At 56.1% G+C, this 18,375-nt stretch carries 16 protein-coding genes; 11 read left to right on the top strand and 5 right to left on the bottom strand.

Features of this window, described 5'->3' with window-relative positions; translation table 11 throughout:
* The first annotated feature begins 267 nt into the window (after nucleotides 1–267).
* The 3 genes from ydgH (at nucleotide 268) to folM (ending at nucleotide 3,538) form a co-directional block, all read left to right on the top strand.
* On the top strand, nucleotides 268–1,218 hold the full coding sequence (gene ydgH / locus ABLU86_RS09445; RefSeq protein WP_348796094.1) for a DUF1471 family protein YdgH: 951 nt from the start codon (nucleotides 268–270) through the stop codon (nucleotides 1,216–1,218).
* A 177-nt stretch (nucleotides 1,219–1,395) separates the two neighbouring features.
* The gene (locus ABLU86_RS09440; protein WP_015366823.1) at nucleotides 1,396–2,778 is read left to right on the top strand and encodes an amino acid permease; all 1,383 of its coding nucleotides are present in this window, start codon (nucleotides 1,396–1,398) and stop codon (nucleotides 2,776–2,778) included.
* Between the two features lie 37 nt (nucleotides 2,779–2,815).
* Nucleotides 2,816–3,538, top strand: a complete 723-nt coding sequence (folM, locus tag ABLU86_RS09435) for a dihydromonapterin reductase (RefSeq protein ID WP_348796095.1) — start codon at nucleotides 2,816–2,818, stop codon at nucleotides 3,536–3,538.
* Here folM and ABLU86_RS09430 read toward each other — a convergent pair.
* On the bottom strand, nucleotides 3,535–3,870 hold the full coding sequence (locus tag ABLU86_RS09430) for a GlpM family protein (RefSeq protein WP_015366825.1): 336 nt from the start codon (nucleotides 3,868–3,870) through the stop codon (nucleotides 3,535–3,537). The two genes, folM and ABLU86_RS09430, sit on opposite strands and share 4 nt — an antisense overlap.
* Nucleotides 3,871–3,995: 125 nt before the next feature.
* On the opposite strand from ABLU86_RS09430, the gene rstA reads away from it, so the two are divergent.
* Entirely contained in the window at nucleotides 3,996–4,712 is a 717-nt protein-coding gene (gene rstA, locus ABLU86_RS09425) for a two-component system response regulator RstA (RefSeq protein ID WP_032707933.1), read from the top strand.
* Between the two features lie 6 nt (nucleotides 4,713–4,718).
* Here the strand turns inward: rstA and ABLU86_RS09420 are convergent, their stop codons facing one another.
* On the bottom strand, nucleotides 4,719–5,300 hold the full coding sequence (locus ABLU86_RS09420) for a hypothetical protein (protein WP_213759231.1): 582 nt from the start codon (nucleotides 5,298–5,300) through the stop codon (nucleotides 4,719–4,721).
* A gap of 190 nt (nucleotides 5,301–5,490) precedes the next feature.
* Between ABLU86_RS09420 and rstB the strand changes: the two genes are divergently transcribed.
* Nucleotides 5,491–6,792, top strand: coding sequence for a two-component system sensor histidine kinase RstB (gene rstB / locus ABLU86_RS09415; RefSeq protein WP_151085013.1), 1,302 nt, complete (start codon nucleotides 5,491–5,493; stop codon nucleotides 6,790–6,792).
* A gap of 73 nt (nucleotides 6,793–6,865) precedes the next feature.
* Entirely contained in the window at nucleotides 6,866–7,798 is a 933-nt protein-coding gene (tus, locus tag ABLU86_RS09410; protein WP_139397547.1) for a DNA replication terminus site-binding protein, read from the top strand.
* Here the strand turns inward: tus and fumC are convergent.
* Both fumC and fumA read right to left on the bottom strand, forming a co-directional pair.
* Nucleotides 7,788–9,188: a class II fumarate hydratase gene (fumC, locus tag ABLU86_RS09405; protein WP_139397549.1), complete on the bottom strand. Its 1,401-nt coding sequence runs from the start codon at nucleotides 9,186–9,188 to the stop codon at nucleotides 7,788–7,790. The two genes, tus and fumC, sit on opposite strands and share 11 nt — an antisense overlap.
* Before the next feature lie 144 nt (nucleotides 9,189–9,332).
* Nucleotides 9,333–10,979 carry a class I fumarate hydratase FumA gene (gene fumA, locus ABLU86_RS09400; RefSeq protein ID WP_015366832.1) on the bottom strand — a complete coding sequence of 549 codons (1,647 nt, stop codon included), beginning with the start codon at nucleotides 10,977–10,979 and terminating at the stop codon, nucleotides 9,333–9,335.
* 196 nt (nucleotides 10,980–11,175) lie between these two features.
* Between fumA and manA the strand changes: the two genes are divergently transcribed.
* Both manA and ABLU86_RS09390 read left to right on the top strand, forming a co-directional pair.
* Complete coding sequence (manA, locus tag ABLU86_RS09395; RefSeq protein WP_045412420.1) at nucleotides 11,176–12,354, top strand: mannose-6-phosphate isomerase; 1,179 nt, start codon at nucleotides 11,176–11,178, stop codon at nucleotides 12,352–12,354.
* A gap of 97 nt (nucleotides 12,355–12,451) precedes the next feature.
* Nucleotides 12,452–13,945: a YdgA family protein gene (locus tag ABLU86_RS09390; protein WP_045360699.1), complete on the top strand. Its 1,494-nt coding sequence runs from the start codon at nucleotides 12,452–12,454 to the stop codon at nucleotides 13,943–13,945.
* A 57-nt stretch (nucleotides 13,946–14,002) separates the two neighbouring features.
* Here the strand turns inward: ABLU86_RS09390 and ABLU86_RS09385 are convergent, their stop codons facing one another.
* A complete protein-coding gene (locus tag ABLU86_RS09385; protein WP_015705245.1) occupies nucleotides 14,003–15,031 on the bottom strand; it encodes a Mal regulon transcriptional regulator MalI in 1,029 nt (342 codons plus the stop codon).
* Between the two features lie 173 nt (nucleotides 15,032–15,204).
* Between ABLU86_RS09385 and malX the strand changes: the two genes are divergently transcribed.
* The 3 genes from malX to ydfZ all read left to right on the top strand — a co-directional run bounded on the left by malX (nucleotide 15,205) and on the right by ydfZ (nucleotide 18,326).
* Nucleotides 15,205–16,797 carry a maltose/glucose-specific PTS transporter subunit IIBC gene (gene malX / locus ABLU86_RS09380; protein ID WP_015705244.1) on the top strand — a complete coding sequence of 531 codons (1,593 nt, stop codon included), beginning with the start codon at nucleotides 15,205–15,207 and terminating at the stop codon, nucleotides 16,795–16,797.
* A 48-nt stretch (nucleotides 16,798–16,845) separates the two neighbouring features.
* A complete protein-coding gene (locus tag ABLU86_RS09375) occupies nucleotides 16,846–18,030 on the top strand; it encodes a MalY/PatB family protein (protein ID WP_020078981.1) in 1,185 nt (394 codons plus the stop codon).
* A 92-nt stretch (nucleotides 18,031–18,122) separates the two neighbouring features.
* Nucleotides 18,123–18,326: a putative selenium delivery protein YdfZ gene (ydfZ, locus tag ABLU86_RS09370; protein ID WP_015705242.1), complete on the top strand. Its 204-nt coding sequence runs from the start codon at nucleotides 18,123–18,125 to the stop codon at nucleotides 18,324–18,326.
* Nucleotides 18,327–18,375: the final 49 nt, after the last annotated feature.

The raw sequence follows: 18,375 nt of genomic DNA, 5'->3' as shown, positions 1-18,375 counted from the left end.
ACCTGAGGGATTAATTCGCCATTTATTACCGTCAGTATCATTGCATTAACATTACGTTAACTTATAAAAGTGATATTGATTATCGATTTTGCTGTTCAAGGGGCTGTTTTTTCAACATATCAGTATTTGTTATATTTTTGTAACGAACGATTCGGGCGGGAAGTGAAAAATGACGCAGACAGTTACGTTGTTTAAATGCAATAATCACCTGTTTTCAGTCAACAACAATACCAGTACATGGTTTGCGCAAGGCAAAGGATTATTTTTATGAAGCTTAAGAACACACTCCTGGCGTCTGCTCTTCTGGCTACCACCGCGTTGTCTGCCCATGCAGCGACCGAGCTGACTCCGGAGCAAGCGGCAGCGCTGAAGCCCTATGACCGCGTCGTCGTCACTGGCCGTTTTAACGCGATTGGCGATGCCGTACAGGCGGTTTCCCGCAAGGCGGATAAAGATGGCGCAGCTTCCTTTTATGTTGTCGACACCTCAGATTTCGGCAACGGCGGCAACTGGCGCGTAACGGCGGATTTCTATAAAGAAAACGCCCCGCAGGCGGATACCCCGAAAAACCGTATCATTAACGGCGTGATGGAACTGCCGAAAGACCAGGCCGTCACGCTGATGCCGTATGACACCGTGACCGTACAGGGCTTCTACCGCAGCCAGCCGGAAGTCAACGACGCCATCGCCAAAGCGGCGAAAACCAAAGGCGCGTATGCCTTCTTCATCGTCCGTCAGGTTGACGCCAACCAGGGCGGCAACCAGCGCATCACCGCTTATATCTATAAAAAGGATGCGCAGAAGCGCGTACTGCAGAGCCCTGATGCGATTCCAGCGGATTCCGAAGCCGGTCGCGCCGCTCTGGCGAAAGGCGGCGAAGCGGCTAAAAATGTCGAGATCCCAGGCGTGGCCTCCTCTGCGGCCGTCGGCGCCGGCACCGGCGTAGGCCTGTTCTACGAAACCCAATCGTCGAAAGGCGGACGTTACACTGTCACCCTGCCGAATGGTACTAAAGTCGAAGAAGTGAACAAGATCACCGCCGCGCAGATGGTGCCGTTTGATAGCATCAAATTCACCGGTAACTACGGCAACATGACGGAAATCTCCTATCAGACCGCGAAACGCGCGGCGAAGAAAGGGGCAAAATACTACCACATCACCCGCCAGTGGCAGGAACGTGGCGGTAACATCACCATTAGCGCCGACCTGTATAAGTAATCGGTTTCAGCTGCTCAAAAAGGCGACATCGGGTCGCCTTTTTACATTTTTTCGCCCGCCGCCATTGCATGCGTTCAAGACACTCCGTAAAATCCCGCGCCTTAGCGTAATCCTCCATTTTTATGCGATTTCGCCAAATAAATATTCTTGATTCACTGTTGTCACCTCGGGAATACAATGGAAAAGAAACTGGGCCTTAGCGCCCTGACCGCACTGGTACTCAGCTCCATGCTGGGCGCGGGCGTTTTCAGTTTGCCGCAAAACATGGCTGCCGTCGCCAGCCCATCCGCTCTGCTTATCGGCTGGGCTATCACCGGCGTCGGGATTTTATTCCTCGCTTTCGCCATGCTATTGCTGACCCGAATCCGACCGGAACTGGACGGCGGCATCTTTACCTATGCCCGTGAAGGTTTTGGCGAACTGATCGGTTTCTGTTCCGCCTGGGGCTACTGGCTGTGCGCGGTGATTGCCAACGTCTCCTATCTGGTTATCGTCTTCTCCGCCCTGAGTTTCTTCACCGATACGCCGGAGATGCGTATTTTTGGCGACGGTAACACCTGGCAGGCGATCGTCGGCGCGTCAGTGCTGCTCTGGGTGGTGCATTTTCTGGTGCTGCGTGGGGTCCAGACCGCGGCAGGCATTAACCTGGTGGCGACGCTGGCTAAACTGTTGCCGCTCGGCGCATTTGTGGCGCTGGCCGCTATCGCGTTCCGGCTCGATACTTTCCGCCTCGACTTCAGCGGTATCGCGCTCGGCGTACCGGTATGGGAACAGGTGAAAAACACCATGCTGATCACCCTGTGGGTATTTATCGGCGTGGAGGGCGCAGTAGTAGTCTCTGCTCGCGCGCGCCACAAGCGCGACGTTGGCCGCGCAACGCTGCTGGCGGTGGTCTCGGCGCTGGCGGTTTATCTGCTGGTCACCCTGCTGTCGCTGGGCGTTGTCGCCCGCCCGGAACTGGCTGAAATGCGCAACCCGTCGATGGCAGGCCTGATGGTCAAAATGATGGGGTCATGGGGCGAAGTAGTAATCGCCGCGGGATTAATTATCTCCGTCTGCGGCGCCTATTTAAGCTGGACCATTATGGCCGCTGAAGTGCCGTATCTGGCGGCGACGCATAAAGCGTTCCCACGCCTGTTCGCCAAAACCAATAAGAATAATGCGCCTTCTTCCTCGCTGTGGTTGACCAACATCAGCGTGCAGATTTGTCTGGTGCTGATTTGGCTTACCGGATCCGACTACGGTACCCTGCTAACCATCGCCTCAGAAATGATTCTGGTGCCCTATTTCCTCGTTGGCGCTTTCCTGCTTAAGATTGCTGTACGTCCGTTACATAAAGCCGTGGGTGTCGGCGCGTGCGTTTATGGCTTATGGTTATTGTATGCGTCCGGTCCTGTGCATTTGTTATTGTCGGTGGTACTTTACGCTCCGGGTCTTCTGGTTTTCCTGTACGCCCGCCGTACGCACCAGCACGATCGCATGCTCAAACGCCGTGAAATGGCATTAATTGGTTTTTTGCTGGTTGCCGCCGTTCCGGCAACGTGGATGCTGGTGGGGTAAGCGGTTGCCCTACCGCTGAACTTGAAAGGAGATACCCATGGCTGAACCACAGCCTCGTCCGGTCCTGATCACAGGAGCAGGCCGCCGTATCGGCCTCGCTCTGGCACACCATTTTTTAAACCAGCAGCAACCGGTGATCGTCAGCTATCGCCAGCATTATCCTACGATTGACACCCTGCGCGAAGCCGGCGCGGTGTGTCTGCAGGCCGATTTCAGCAGCGACGACGGTATTCTTACCTTCGCGGAAGCGGTGAAGGCGCAGACCAGCGGGCTGCGTGCGATTATTCATAACGCCAGTGATTGGATGGCGGAAAAACCCGGTGTGCCGTTATCCACGGTGATATCGCGGATGATGCAGATTCACGTCCACGCGCCCTATCTGCTTAACCATGCGCTGGAGAGCCTGCTGCGTGGTTTTGGTCACGCCGCCAGCGATATTATTCACATTACCGACTACGTGGTGGAACGCGGCAGCGATAAGCATATCGCCTATGCCGCCAGTAAAGCGGCGCTTGATAATATGACCCGCTCTTTCGCCCGTAAGCTGGCCCCGGAAGTGAAGGTCAACGCCATCGCGCCATCGCTGATTATGTTTAACGAGCATGATGACGCTGAATATCGTAAACAGGCGCTGGATAAATCGCTGATGAAAATCGCGCCGGGTGAGAAAGAGATTATCGACCTCATCGATTATCTGTTCACCAGTTGCTATGTGACCGGCCGCTCTTTTGCTGTCGACGGCGGCCGACCGCTGCGCTAGTGGAAACGGCTCCAGCCGAGGATGAGCAGCCAGGCCGCCAGACTCCAGCAGATCACCGCGCCTGCCAGCGCGTAAGGCAGGCGCATTACGCCAGTGAAGTACCATAATGAAAGTAAGTAGATAAAATACGGGATGATTGACCACATGCCGAAGACAATAGTCGTGCGCAGCGCTTCAATGCCGCGCTCGCTGGCGACGATATAATGGGCAATCAGCGCGAAGGTCGGAAATAACGGAATTAAACCGGCAATATAGTAATTTTTGGTTTTTGACAGTACGCCTATCAGTACCACCACCAGCGCTCCCAGCAGCGCTTTAATCAACAGCCCCATTTTATGCCTTAACATTTGAACAACAATTTCCACCAGCATAACGGAAGAACATTTGTTTATGAAAGATTAATGGCAGGCAATTTGCGGGCGGTGTATGTTAGCTTTTTAATTTATACGCGTAAGATATGAATAAGATCGTTTTTGTTGAGGATGAGCCCGAAGTTGGCGCGCTTATCGCCGCCTATCTGGGAAAGCATGATATGGACGTGGTTGTTGAGCCGCGCGGCGACCGGGCCGAAGAGGTTATTGCTCGTGAACAACCCGATCTGGTACTGCTGGATATCATGCTGCCTGGCAAAGACGGGATGACGCTGTGCCGCGACCTGCGCAGCCAGTGGCAGGGTCCGATCGTGTTGCTGACCTCGCTCGATAGCGATATGAACCATATTCTGTCGCTGGAGATGGGCGCCAGTGATTATATCCTCAAAACCACCCCGCCTGCGGTGCTGCTGGCCCGCTTACGTTTGCATCTGCGCCAGCACGTGGCTTCGCCGTCGATGCCAGCTCCCGCAACCCTGACGCCGCATAAAGCCATTGTCTTTGGTTCACTGTCGATCGACCCGGTTAACCGTCAGGTCCTGCTTGGCGGCGACAACGTCGCTTTGTCCACCGCCGATTTTGACCTGCTGTGGGAGCTGGCGACCCATGCCGGGCAGATTATGGATCGCGATGCGCTGTTGAAAAATCTCCGCGGCGTCAGCTACGACGGCATGGATCGCAGCGTCGATGTCGCCATTTCACGCCTGCGTAAAAAGCTGCTCGACAACGCCACCGAGCCCTACCGCATCAAGACGGTGCGCAACAAAGGCTATTTGTTCGCCCCGCATGCCTGGGATAATTAATCCGCGTCAGGAATAGACCGACATCACGCCGTGTAGTCGGTCTTGAAATTCAGCGTATTTCTCTCTGAATGCCTTTTCATCGTTTTCGTCATACCAGCGTACGACCTCACGGCTGGCAAGGAAATGATCCAGTAATTCACCGCTCGCAAGAATCCACTGCGGTAAACCATCGACCTGTAGACTCCAACCTCGCGGATGATAGTGAATGAAATCATTGCGCAGCTGGTGAAGCTTGTCCACCGCCACCGTACAGTCTTCGCTGGGTGCGAATCCGCTGTTCTCCCTTGTCGCACGGTATAGCGTCATAAAGGACGGTAGCTGCAGCTTGTCGATGTTGGAAAAATCGTCGTTATAAATTTGCTCGTAGATCGCGCGAGTCGACGCTTTACCGTCGAACAGGTAGACCAGAAAGTCATTGCCCTGACATAACGCCAAAACCATCGCGTTCTGCAGGATGCTGTGCCAGCCGGTAATCACCCACTTCCACTGATAAGGGTCGGCGATCGCCTGCATATGGCTCAGAACCATATCGAAGGTTTTTAAAATCTCAACATCATTATCAGTATGCAAATACACGGGCTTAGTCATCTGGCGCTCTCCATCATTTAAGGGGCGCTTAAATTAACAGAGAGGCTGGCACGTGACAGGACGGGCAGCCGGCTTAAAATGGCTCTCGGTCATTCGGCCTGGCGCGTCGGTGAGAACTTTGCCGAGCGGGATCCTTCTCCTGTAGAATCTTTTGTTGCGAGATAACCCAGTTAATGACCGGTGATGATTAATGAAAAAACTGTTTGTGCAGTTTTACCTTTTGCTGTTCGTCTGCTTCCTGGTCATGACCATGCTGGTCGGCCTGGTGTATAAATTCACCGCCGAGCGCGCCGGACGCCAGTCGCTGGACGATCTGATGAAAAGCTCGCTGTATCTGATGCGCAGCGAACTGCGCGAGATCCCCCCGCGCGACTGGAGCAACACGCTGAAAGAGCTGGACCTCAACCTCTCTTTCGATCTGCACATTGAACCGTTAAGCAAATTCAAGCTCTCGGAAAGCTCGATGCAGCACCTGCGCGCGGGCGATATCGTGGCGCTGGACGATCAGTACACCTTTATTCAACGCATCCCGCGCAGCCATTACGTATTGTCAGTCGGCCCGGTGCCCTATCTCTATTTTTTGCATGAGATGCGCCTGCTGGACGTCGCGCTGATGGCGTTTATCGCTATTTCACTGGCGTTCCCGGTGTTTATCTGGATGCGTCCGCACTGGCAGGATATGTTGCGAATCGAAACCGCCGCACAGCGCTTCGGCGAAGGCCATTTTAGCGAGCGCATTCATTTCGATAGCATGTCGAGCTTCGAGCGACTCGGCGTGGCCTTTAACCAGATGGCCGATAATATCAACGCCCTGATAGCCAGTAAAAAACAGCTTATTGACGGTATCGCCCATGAATTGCGCACGCCGCTGGTGCGCCTGCGCTATCGCCTGGAGATGAGCGAAAACCTGACCGAGGCGGAGTCGCAGGCTCTCAATCGCGATATCGGGCAACTGGAAGCGCTGATTGAAGAACTGCTCACCTACGCGCGCCTCGATCGCCCGCAGAACGAACTCAACCTGACCACCCCGGATTTCCCGGCCTGGATCCGCGCGCACGTCGAGGATATTCAGCTGGTCAATCCGCAGCGTGAAGTCGCGTTGCGCCAGCTTACGGCGGGCGACTACGGTGCGCTGGATATGCGTTTAATGGAGCGCGTGCTGGATAATCTGGTCAATAATGCCCTGCGCTACAGCCATCAACATATTCTTATCAGCCTGTCGCTGGCCGGTTCACGGGCGACGCTGCGCGTGGAAGATGATGGCCCGGGTATCGCCCTTGAGGAACGCGAACGGGTATTCGAGCCGTTTGTCCGTCTCGATCCCAGTCGAGATCGCGCCACCGGCGGCTGCGGCCTGGGGCTGGCCATCGTACACAGTATTGCTCAGGCGATGGCCGGAGAAGTCCGCTGCGACGAAAGCTCGCTCGGCGGCGCGGCGTTCATTTTCAGCTGGCCTATTTACCACCAGCTTCCCGCTTTTACTTCTGCTTAGCCGAACTTGCGCAGGCGTTACGGCCTGCGTATAGTTTATATTCAAACAGTATGTTGTAACTAAGGCGGTAATCATGGCAAGCTACGACCTCGTTGCGCGCTTAAATGACACCTTTCGTGAGCTTGAGCGCGAGCTACAATCCTTCAAAGCGTCGCTGAGCCGCTGTCGCCTACTGGCGGCGCGGGTTTTCGAATTGCCGGCGGTGAGCAAAGAGGCGGAGCACGCGCCGCTGGATACCATTCAGGTCACGCAGCACGTCGGCCAAAGCGCGCTGGAGATGGCGCTCAGGCACTACAGCCATCTGTTTATTCAGCAGCAATCGGAAAACCGCAGCAGCAAGGCGGCGGTACGCCTCCCCGGGGCGATTTGCCTGGCGGTTGATACGCAACAGCAGGCAGAGCTGCTGGAGAAAATCAGCGCCATTAACGCGCTGAAAGCGGCGTTTGAGAAAATCGTCACCGTCGATTCCGGTTTGCCGGCCGCCGCGCGTTTCGAATGGGTTCACCGCCACCTGCCCGGCCTGATTACCCTTAGCGCCTATCGTACTCTGACGCCGCTGTGCGATCCCAGCACCATCCGCTTCGGCTGGGCCAATAAGCATGTGATTAAAAATCTGACCCGCGATGAAGTATTAATGCAGTTAGAGAAGAGCCTGCAATCGCCGCGCGCGGTGCCGCCCTGGACCCGCGAACAATGGCAAAGCAAGCTGGAACGGGAATTCCAGGATATCGCCGCCCTGCCGCAGCGGGCAAAATTGAAAATCAAACGTCCGGTCAAGGTACAGCCGATTGCCAGGGTGTGGTATGCCGGCGAGCAGAAGCAGGTGCAGTACGCCTGCCCCGGCCCGCTGATTGCGCTTATCTCCGGCACCCACGGGGTAAGCGTGCCGGATCTTGGTGAACTTTTAAATTACGATGCTGATAACGTGCAGTATCGCCACAAGCCGCAGGCGCAGTCGTTACGATTACTGATCCCGCGTCTGCATTTATGGCTGGCTAGCGAGTAGCGAGGCTGCCAACCATATCCTGCGGACGCACCCAGCTATCGAATTCGGCTTCCGTCAGGTAACCAAGCGACAACGCCGCGGCTTTCAGCGTCAGCCCTTCATGGTGCGCTTTTTTGGCGATCTCCGCCGCTTTATCGTAGCCGATATGGGTATTGAGCGCGGTCACCAGCATCAGCGACTCATTAAGCAACTGGCCGATCCGCTCGCGGTTCGGCTCAATGCCCACCGCGCAGTGCTCATTAAAGCTCTCCATGCCATCCGCCAGCAGGCGTACCGACTGCAGGAAGTTGTGGATGACCATTGGCCGATAGACGTTAAGCTCAAAGTTCCCTGACGCACCGCCGATATTCACCGCCACGTCGTTCCCCATCACCTGGCAGCACAGCATGGTCAACGCTTCGCACTGCGTCGGGTTGACCTTGCCGGGCATAATGGAGGATCCTGGTTCGTTCTCCGGAATGGCGATCTCACCGATGCCGCAGCGCGGCCCGGAGGCCAGCCAGCGCACATCATTGGCGATTTTCATTAGCGAAGCCGCCAGCCCTTTCAGCGCGCCGTGGGCATGAACCAGCGCATCCACGGTGGCCAGCGCTTCAAATTTGTTTGGCGCGGTGACGAACGGCAGTCCGCTAAGCGACGCCAGTTCCGCCGCCACCCGCACCGCATATTCCGGGTGCGTATTCAAGCCGGTGCCAACCGCCGTACCGCCCAGCGCCAGCTCAGCGAGATGCGGCAGGCTGTGTTCAATATGGCGGAGATTATGTTCCAGCATCGCGACCCAACCGGAGATCTCCTGCCCTAACGTCAGCGGCGTAGCGTCCTGCAAGTGAGTGCGGCCAATTTTAACAATGTCACCGAAGGCCAGCGACTTTTCCTGTAGCGTGGCCCGCAGCGCCTGTAGCTGCGGGATCAGCTTTTCGCGCAGCGCGATTAGCGCCGCGACGTGCATGGCTGTTGGAAAAACATCATTCGAGCTCTGGCTTTTATTGACGTCATCATTGGGATGAATTTTGCGCGCCATGCCGCGCTCGCCGCCAAGCAACTCGCTCGCACGGTTTGCCAGCACTTCGTTCATATTCATGTTGCTTTGGGTACCGGAGCCGGTTTGCCAGATAGCTAACGGAAACTCCTGCGCATGCTTGCCGGCGAGGACTTCATCTGCGGCAGCGATGATGGCGTCCGCTTTGTCCGCCGCCAGCAAGCCCAGGTCCTGGTTAACCTTCGCCGCCGCGCGCTTGGTCAGCGCCAGCGCATAGATCAATTCATCAGGCATTTTCTCCGTTGAGATACGGAAATGCTCAAGCGAGCGCTGGGTCTGCGCGCCCCAAAGTTTATCGGCCGGGACGTCGATTGCGCCCATCGAGTCTTTTTCACTGCGATGCGTTGTCATTACTTTCTCCTTGGATTCAAAGTGCGTCATAGCGACAAAGCTCACCTGCTTAAAGGATTAAGTATTAACCAGATTTATTAGTTGTTTTGGTCGTTCGTGCCGCTAAGCGGCCCAAACAAAAACCGCCCCGAAGGGCGGTCTCGTTTACTTCACGCAGCGCGAGCACTGCGACGTCTGGATCTGCTGGAAGAAGTCGTTACCTTTATCATCAACGAGGATAAAGGCCGGGAAATCTTCCACTTCGATTTTCCAGATAGCTTCCATTCCCAGCTCCGGATAAGCCACGCACTCAAGGCTGCGGATACTCTGTTGCGCGAGAACCGCCGCCGGGCCGCCGATACTACCGAGATAGAAACCGCCGTGTTTATGGCAGGCATCGGTCACCTGCTGGCTACGGTTACCCTTAGCCAGCATGATTTTACTCGCCCCGTGCGATTGCAGCAGATCGACATACGAGTCCATGCGGCCAGCGGTCGTCGGCCCCAGAGAACCGGAGGCGTAACCATCCGGCGTCTTCGCCGGGCCGGCGTAGTAAATCGGATGATCTTTGACATACTGCGGCAGCGCTTCGCCGTTATCGATAAGCTCTTTCAGCTTGGCATGGGCAATATCGCGGGCCACGATGATCGTGCCGCTCAGCGACAGACGAGTCGACACCGGATACTGCGACAGCAGCGCCAGAATCTCGCTCATCGGCTGATTGAGGTTCACCTTTACCGCTTCGCCTTCACCGGCCTGACGCAGGTGCTCAGGGATATATTTGCCTGGGTTGCTCTCCAGTTTTTCCAGCCAGATCCCCTGACGGTTAATTTTGGCTTTAATGTTACGGTCGGCGGAACAGGAGACCCCCATCCCCACCGGACAGGAAGCGCCGTGACGCGGCAGGCGGACTACGCGGATATCGTGGGCGAAGTACTTGCCGCCGAACTGCGCGCCGAGGCCGAGGTTCTGCGCTTCCAGCAGCAGCTCTTGCTCCAGCTGCACATCGCGGAACGCCTGGCCATGTTCGTTACCTTCGGTCGGCAGACCATCGTAGTATTTGGTCGAGGCCAGTTTCACCGTCTTCAGCGTGGCTTCCGCTGAGGTGCCGCCGATAACAAAGGCGATATGGTAAGGCGGACAGGCTGCGGTACCGAGGGTGCGCATCTTCTCGACGAGGTAGTTTTTCAGCTTCGCCGGGGTGATTAACGCTTTCGTTTCCTGGTACAGATAGGTTTTGTTCGCGGAGCCGCCGCCCTTGGCGATACAGAGGAACTTATACTCATCGCCATCGGTTGCATAAAGATCGATCTGCGCCGGCAGGTTGGTACCGGTGTTGACCTCTTTATACATGTCCAGCGGCGCGTTCTGCGAGTAACGCAGGTTGTCCTGGATATAGGTGTTGTACACGCCCTGCGCCAGCGCGGCTTCATCGCCGCCGCCGGTCCAAACGCGCTGTCCCTTTTTCCCCATGATGATCGCGGTACCGGTGTCCTGACAGGTCGGCAGAATGCCTTTGGCGGCGATATCGGAGTTACGCAGGAATTGCAGCGCGACGTATTTGTCGTTTTCGCTGGCTTCCGGGTCGTTGAGGATATCCGCGACCTGCTGCTGGTGTGCCGGGCGGAGCATAAAGGAGGCGTCGTGAAACGCGTGTTGAGCCAGTAAGGTTAGCGCCTGAGGTTCAACCTTCAGAACTTCCTGGCCGGCGAATTCGGCGACGGAGACGTAATCACTGCTGAGGAGATAATACTCGGTGTCATCCTTTTTAAGCGGAAAAGGATCCTGATAAACAAACGGTTTGTTCGACATTGTACTCTCACTTACTGCTTGGCTGATTATGTTTCAGGCAGACACTCCATTTGCCTGTAGAAAAGCGAGTCGATCAATCTTACACAATTTTTTAACAAAAACTGAGACAAGGACGACTTTTTCTTTCAGCAGTTGCTTCTCGACGATTTGTTGGTTTAATAGAGCCAACATTTTTATGTGGAAACAGGGATTGAGAATGCAAAAGCTCATTAACTCAGTGCAAAACTATGCATGGGGAAGTCACACCGCGTTAACCGACCTTTACGGTATCGCCAATCCGGACAACCTGCCGATGGCGGAACTGTGGATGGGCGCACACCCGAAAAGCAGCTCGCGGATCCTTAACGCCGACGGCCAGCCGCAGTCGCTGCGCGAGGTCATTGAAGCCGATAAAAATGCCCTCCTCGGCGCTAACGTCGCCGAGCGTTTTGGCGAACTGCCGTTCTTGTTCAAAGTACTGTGCGCCGCCCAGCCGCTCTCCATCCAGGTTCACCCGAATAAACGCGCGTCGGAAATTGGCTTTGCCAAAGAGAACGCCGCGGGTATTCCGCTGGATGCCGCCGAGCGCAACTATAAAGATCCCAACCACAAGCCGGAGCTGGTCTTCGCCCTGACGCCGTTCCTCGCCATGAACGCGTTCCGCGAATTTAATGAAATTGTCGCGCTCCTGCAGCCGGTTGCCGGGGCGCATCCTGCCATCGGCGAATTCATTCAACAGCCGGACGCCGGGCGTTTAAGCCAGCTGTTCGCCAGCCTGCTGAATATGAAAGGCGAAGAAAAAGCGCATGCGCTCAGCGTGCTGCAAAGCGCCCTCGACCGCGAACAGGGCGAGCCGTGGCAGACCATTCGTCTGATCGCTGAATTCTACCCGGATGACAGCGGCCTCTTCTCTCCGCTGCTGCTCAACGTGGTGAAACTGAATCCTGGCGAAGCGATGTTCCTGTTTGCCGAAACCCCGCACGCCTACCTGCAGGGCGTCGCGCTGGAAGTGATGGCCAACTCAGATAACGTACTGCGCGCCGGTCTGACGCCGAAGTACATCGATATTCCGGAACTGGTGGCAAACGTGAAGTTTGTCGCCAAACCGGCCTCTGAGCTGCTGACCCAGCCGGAACAACACGGCAGCGAGCTGGATTTCCCCATTCCGGTCGACGATTTCGCATTCTCGTTGCACGATCTGACCAGCAATGAAGCCTCTCTGGCGCAAGAGAGCGCCGCGATTCTGTTCTGCGTGGAAGGCGAAGCAACGCTGCGTAAAGGCGAACAGCGTCTGACACTGCAGCCGGGTGAATCGGCGTTTATCGCCTGCAACGAATCACCGGTACAGGTCAGCGGCCAGGGTCGTCTGGCGCGCGTGTTCAATAAGCTTAAGTAAGTTACTGAACTTTTAATCCGCAGTTGCTAGACTTCCCCCATCATGACAACACCACCAGGCGGCATGTTCCGCCTGGTTTCATTTATGGACAAATGCTATGAAAAAAACATTGGTCGCTGCGGGAGTTATCGTCGCGCTCGGCGTCGTCTGGACAGGCGGGGCCTGGTTTACCGGTAAGCAACTGGAAAACCGTATTGCCGAAATGGTGCAGCAGGCGAATGCCCAACTACAGAGCAACGCGCCGGAAGCTGGCGTAGAGCTGAGCTATCAGGACTACCAGCGCGGGTTATTCAGCAGCCACCTGCAATTGGTGGTGAAGCCGCAGGCCGGTAAAGAGCACAGCCTGTTGGCCGCCGGTCAAAGCCTGGTGTTTGACGAAAAGGTCGATCATGGTCCCTTCCCGCTTGCCTCGTTAAAATCTTTTAACCTGGTACCGGCAATGGCCTCGGTCAACACCACTCTGGTGAATAACGATGCCAGCAAAGCGCTGTTTGATATCGCCAAAGGGCAGTCGCCGTTTAACATCGACACCCGTATTGCCTACAGCGGCGATACCCAGTCGGCCATCTTCCTTAACCCGCTGGATTACGCTAAAGACAATGAAAAAGTTATCTTTAGCGGCGGTCAGTTCCAGCTCAATGCCGATCGCGATGGCAAAACTATTAGCCTGAGCGGCGAAGCGGCCAGCGGGCAGATCAACGCGGTCAACGAATACAACCAGAAAGTCCAGCTCAGTTTCAGCAACCTGAAGGCTGACGGCGCCACCGAAATGACCGCCTTCGAAGAACGTATCGGCAAGCAGAAGATTTCCCTTGATAAACTGGCTATCGGCGTTGAAGGAAAAGAGCTGGCGCTGCTGGAAGGCATGAATATCGACGGCCGCTCGACGCTCTCCGATGACGGCAAACGTATCAATAGCCAGCTTGATTACAACCTTAACAGCCTGAAACTGCAAAACCAGGATATGGGCCGCGGCAAACTCACCGTTAAGCTGGATAATCTCGATGGTCAGGCGTGGCATCAATTCAGTCAGCAGTATAACGCCCAGGCGCAGGCGCTGATGGCGAAGCCCGAGCTGGCGCAGAATCCGGAGCTCTATCAGCAGGCGTTAACCGAGATCTTCTTTAGCTCGCTGCCGATTCTGTTGAAAGGTAATCCGTCGCTGACGATTTCCCCGCTGAGCTGGCAAAACGCTAAAGGCGAAAGCACCCTGAATCTGTCGGTGCTGATGCAGGACCCGGCGCAAACGACCGCCGCGCCGCAGACCGTCGCCGATGAACTGGACCGCAGCGTTAAATCGCTGGACGGTAAGCTGGTGATCCCAGTGGATATGGCCACCGCTCTGATGACGCAGATTGCCGGGCTGGAAGGCTATCAGCCGGAGGATGCGGCGAAACTTGCCGATCAGCAGGTTAAAGGGCTGGCGGCGATGGGACAGATGTTCCGTCTGACCACGATGGAAGATAACGCGATTACCTCCAGCCTGCAGTACGCCGACGGCCAGGTAACGCTAAACGGGCAGAAAATGCCGCTGGCTGATTTCGCCGCCATGTTCGGCCTGACGCTCCCCACCGCCGAACCGCAGCAGTAAAAAACGTCCCGGGCTGCGGTCAGGTAGCCCGGGAATCACCTTAATCGATGGCGGCCCCTACTTTCTGATAACCAGCCGCGGCGGCATAATCTGATTACGCGCGCTGCCTTGCCCCTCCTCGAGGCGGCGTAAAATACACTCCGCCAGGCTGTTCCCCATCTCACGCGCGGGGGTAGTCACCCAGGTCAAGGGGACATCATCGAGCGCCGCTTCCGGCACTTCGGCAAAGGCCGCCAGCGCGATGCGTTGCTCAAAATAACTTTCCACGCTACCCTCGCCGCTCTGCCGCCCGGCGCGCAGCAGACCAAACCACGCCCCGGTGGCGATGACGCTGTTATAGCAAAGTACCGCGCTGATGGTCGGGTTTTGCCGCAGCAGCGCGATCATGGCTTCCGCCGCCTGCTGCTGACTGGAGCCACACTCGACAACCCATTCACTATGAAACGGCAGGCCGTATTTCAATAAGGTGGCGCAATAGCCGCCCACCCGTTCGGCGCGGGTCAAGGACGCGCTTTGTCCGCCAAGCCAGGCGATGCGCTGATGACCGCGGCGAATCAGATGTTCCGTTACCATTTGCGCCGCCTGCATGTTATCCGGGCGGATCAGGTCAATATCGTCCAGATAGCTGGCGCGGGAGGCAAAAACCAGCGGCATCCCCACTTCGGCGGCACGATCGCGCAGTTCGCCGCCCTTGTCGATAGCGCCAGCGATAATCACCCCGTCCACGCCCTGTGAGACCAGGGTTTCGAAGCGCTGGAGCATTTTCTCACCGCGATGCCCGCCCTGGGTGAGAAATACCATTTTACCCTGTGATTCCAGCGCATCGGTCAACCCGGCGGTTAGCTCGGCATAAAACGGCTTCGACAGATCGCTAACGATAAGGCCAATTACCCCGCTTTGCCCTCCGCGTAGCGACGCCGCCTGGCGATTACGCACAAACCCGAGTTGCTCAATGGCCTGATTGACGCGCTCGCCGGTGGCCGAAGAGATGCGCCCTTTACCGCTGAGCACCAGCGATACCGTACTGACCGAGACGCCAGCCGCCAGCGCCACATCATTGATGGTTGTCTTTTTTGCGATAGCCATAACGACTGGCTGACTCCCTTTGCCTTTCGATAAAACGTTTTATCAGTATGTTATCTTTATAAACCTTATTATCGCTTGATTATGTGATTTTTATCGCACTAAAAAATGGTAAAACGTTTTATCTTGCCGCTACGTTACATCCTATCGACCCTTTTCAGAACCAGGATTCGTGTATGACGGCGAAAACAGCACCAAAAATTACCTTATGGGAGTTTTTCCAGCAGTTAGGAAAAACCTTTATGTTGCCCGTGGCGTTGCTCTCGTTTTGCGGGATCATGCTGGGGATCGGCAGCTCGTTAAGCAGCCACGATGTGATTACGCTGCTGCCGTGGCTGAACGTGCCGCTGCTGCAGGCGATTTTTGTCTGGATGAGTAAAGTCGGCTCCTTCGCTTTTAGCTTCCTGCCGGTCATGTTCTGTATCGCAATTCCGCTCGGCCTGGCGCGTGAAAACAAAGGCGTCGCCGCTTTCGCGGGCTTCGTCGGCTACGCGGTAATGAACCTCGCGGTCAACTTCTGGTTGACGGCGAAAGGCATCCTGCCGACTACCGACGCGGCGATCCTCAAGGCCAACAACATCCAGAATATTATCGGTATTCAGTCGATCGACACCGGGATCCTCGGGGCGGTGATCGCCGGGATTATCGTCTGGATGCTGCACGAACGCTTCCACAACATCCGTCTGCCGGATGCGCTGGCCTTCTTTGGCGGCACGCGCTTTGTGCCGATCGTTACCACCGTGGTGTTAGGCCTGGTCGGGCTGGTCATTCCGCTGGTATGGCCGGTGTTCGCGATGGGTATCAACGGACTGGGCCACGTTATCAATAGCGCCGGCGATTTTGGCCCGATGATCTTCGGTACCGGAGAACGCCTGCTGCTGCCGTTCGGCCTGCATCATATTCTGGTGGCGCTGATCCGCTTTACCGAAGCGGGCGGCACCATGGACGTTTGCGGCCACAGCGTTAGCGGCGCGCTGACCATCTTCCAGGCGCAGCTGAGTTGCCCGACGACGCACGGCTTCTCTGAAAGCGCGACCCGCTTCCTGTCGCAGGGTAAAATGCCCGCCTTCCTCGGCGGCCTGCCCGGCGCGGCGCTGGCGATGTACCACTGCGCTCGTCCGGAAAACCGTCATAAAATTAAAGGGCTGCTCATTTCCGGCGTCATTGCCTGCGTGGTCGGCGGTACCACTGAGCCATTGGAATTCCTGTTCCTGTTCGTCGCGCCGGTACTGTACGTCATCCACGCCCTGCTGACCGGCCTTGGTTTCACAATCATGGCGGTACTTGGCGTCACCATCGGCAACACCGACGGCAACATTATCGACTTCGTGGTGTTTGGCATCCTGCACGGTCTGGCGACCAAGTGGTATATGGTGCCGGTTGTCGCCGCCATCTGGTTCGCGGTGTACTACGGTATCTTCCGTTTCGCCATCACCCGCTTCAATCTGAAAACGCCGGGCCGCGATATCGAAACGGCGGCTAACATCGAAAAAGCGGTTGCCGGAACGATTGGCAAATCAGGTTATAACGTGCCGGCGATTCTGGCCGCGCTCGGCGGTGCTGATAATATTGTCACGCTCGATAACTGTATTACCCGCCTGCGCCTGTCGGTGAACGACATGAGCAAAGTCGATACCGCCGCGTTAAAAGCCAACCGCGCAATCGGCGTGGTCCAGCTTAACGATCACAACCTGCAGGTGGTCATCGGCCCACAGGTTCAGTCGGTAAAAGATGAAATGGCCACCCTGATGAATACCGTTCAGGCCTAAACATACGCCCCCTCTCACCCGGAGGGGGCTCTCGCGAAGGACGTTCAGATGTTTGATTTTGCCACGCCAGTTGACCGCCACGGGACCTGGTGCACCCAATGGGATTATGTTGCCGACCGTTTCGGCGCCGCCGACCTGCTGCCGTTCACTATCTCCGATATGGATTTCGCTACCGCCCCTTGCATTATCGACGCCGTCAGCCAGCGACTGGCGCACGGCGTTTTTGGCTATAGCCGCTGGAAAAATGACGAGTTTCTCGGCGCCATCAGCCACTGGTTCGCCAGCCGTTTTCATAGCCCCATTGACCACGAGGCCATCGTTTACGGCCCGTCGGTTATCTATATGGTGGCCGAAATGATTAGGCAATGGTCCAATCCGGGCGACGGTATCGTGGTCCATACCCCGGCTTACGACGCGTTTTACAAAACTATCGACGGCAACCAGCGCCGCATTGCCCCGGTGGCGCTCAAGCTTGATGAGGGTGAGTGGCGCTGCGACATGAACGAACTGGAAGCCGCGCTCGCCCGTCCCGACAACCGCATTTTGCTGCTATGCAGCCCGCATAACCCGACGGGCAAAGTCTGGAGCCGCGACGAACTGACCACCATGGCGCAGCTGTGCGCGAAGCATAACGTCCGGGTTATTAGCGATGAAATTCATATGGATATGACCTGGGGCGAACACCGTCATACCCCCTGGTGCGCCGTTGCGCAGGGCCCCTGGGCGCTGTTCACGTCGGGCTCAAAAAGCTTCAATATCCCGGCATTTACCGGCGCCTATGGGCTCATCGCCGATACTGCTTCGCGCAATGGCTATCTGCAAGCGCTGAAAGGTCGCGATGGTCTCTCTTCTCCGTCGGTTCCGGCGCTGGTCGCGCATATCGCCGCCTATCGTCAGGGGGCGCCCTGGCTGGATGCGCTACGTGATTACCTGCAGGAAAACATGCGCTATATCGCCGAGCAGCTGAATCAGGCCTTCCCGCAGCTAAACTGGCAGCCGCCGCAGGCCACCTATCTGGCGTGGATCGATCTGCGCCCGCTCGAAATCGACGACCGTGCGCTGCAACGCGCGCTAATTGAAGAGCAAAAAGTCGCGATTATGCCGGGTTATACCTATGGCGAAGAGGGTAATGGTTTCATCAGGCTAAATGCCGGCTGTCCGCGGGAGAAGCTTGAGAAAGGGATTCAAGGATTGATTGCCGCGCTGTCGTCATTGCGCCCGGAATTAAAATAATTTTGATATATCTCAAAACTTTTTTAACCACGGAGGAGTATTAAAACAACGCTGAACAATCACGTCCGAATGACAATGCAGAGGAGGAAATGATGAAAACCTACGATCGTAACCGTAATGCTATTGATGCCGGCAGCCGGGTCATGGTGGCCGACAGCGGCGCGACGGGAGTGATTAAGGCTATTCATGGCGCCAATAAAAACAGCGAGCAGCTGCGCCGCAGTGACTGTGTAGAATTAGACGGTAGCCATGAATTGTATTGCCCATTGAATCTTATTCGCCTGGGCTTTAATTAATTCCGGCGTTGTTGATTTAAGGCCGCCCTGACTGGCGGCCTTTTTCATG

Origin of the sequence: Klebsiella sp. JN_Kp121, from assembly GCF_040062145.1 — a bacterium.
GTDB classification, from domain to species: Bacteria; Pseudomonadota; Gammaproteobacteria; order Enterobacterales; family Enterobacteriaceae; genus Klebsiella; species Klebsiella aerogenes.
This window is presented reverse-complemented; position numbering and strand designations above follow the sequence as displayed.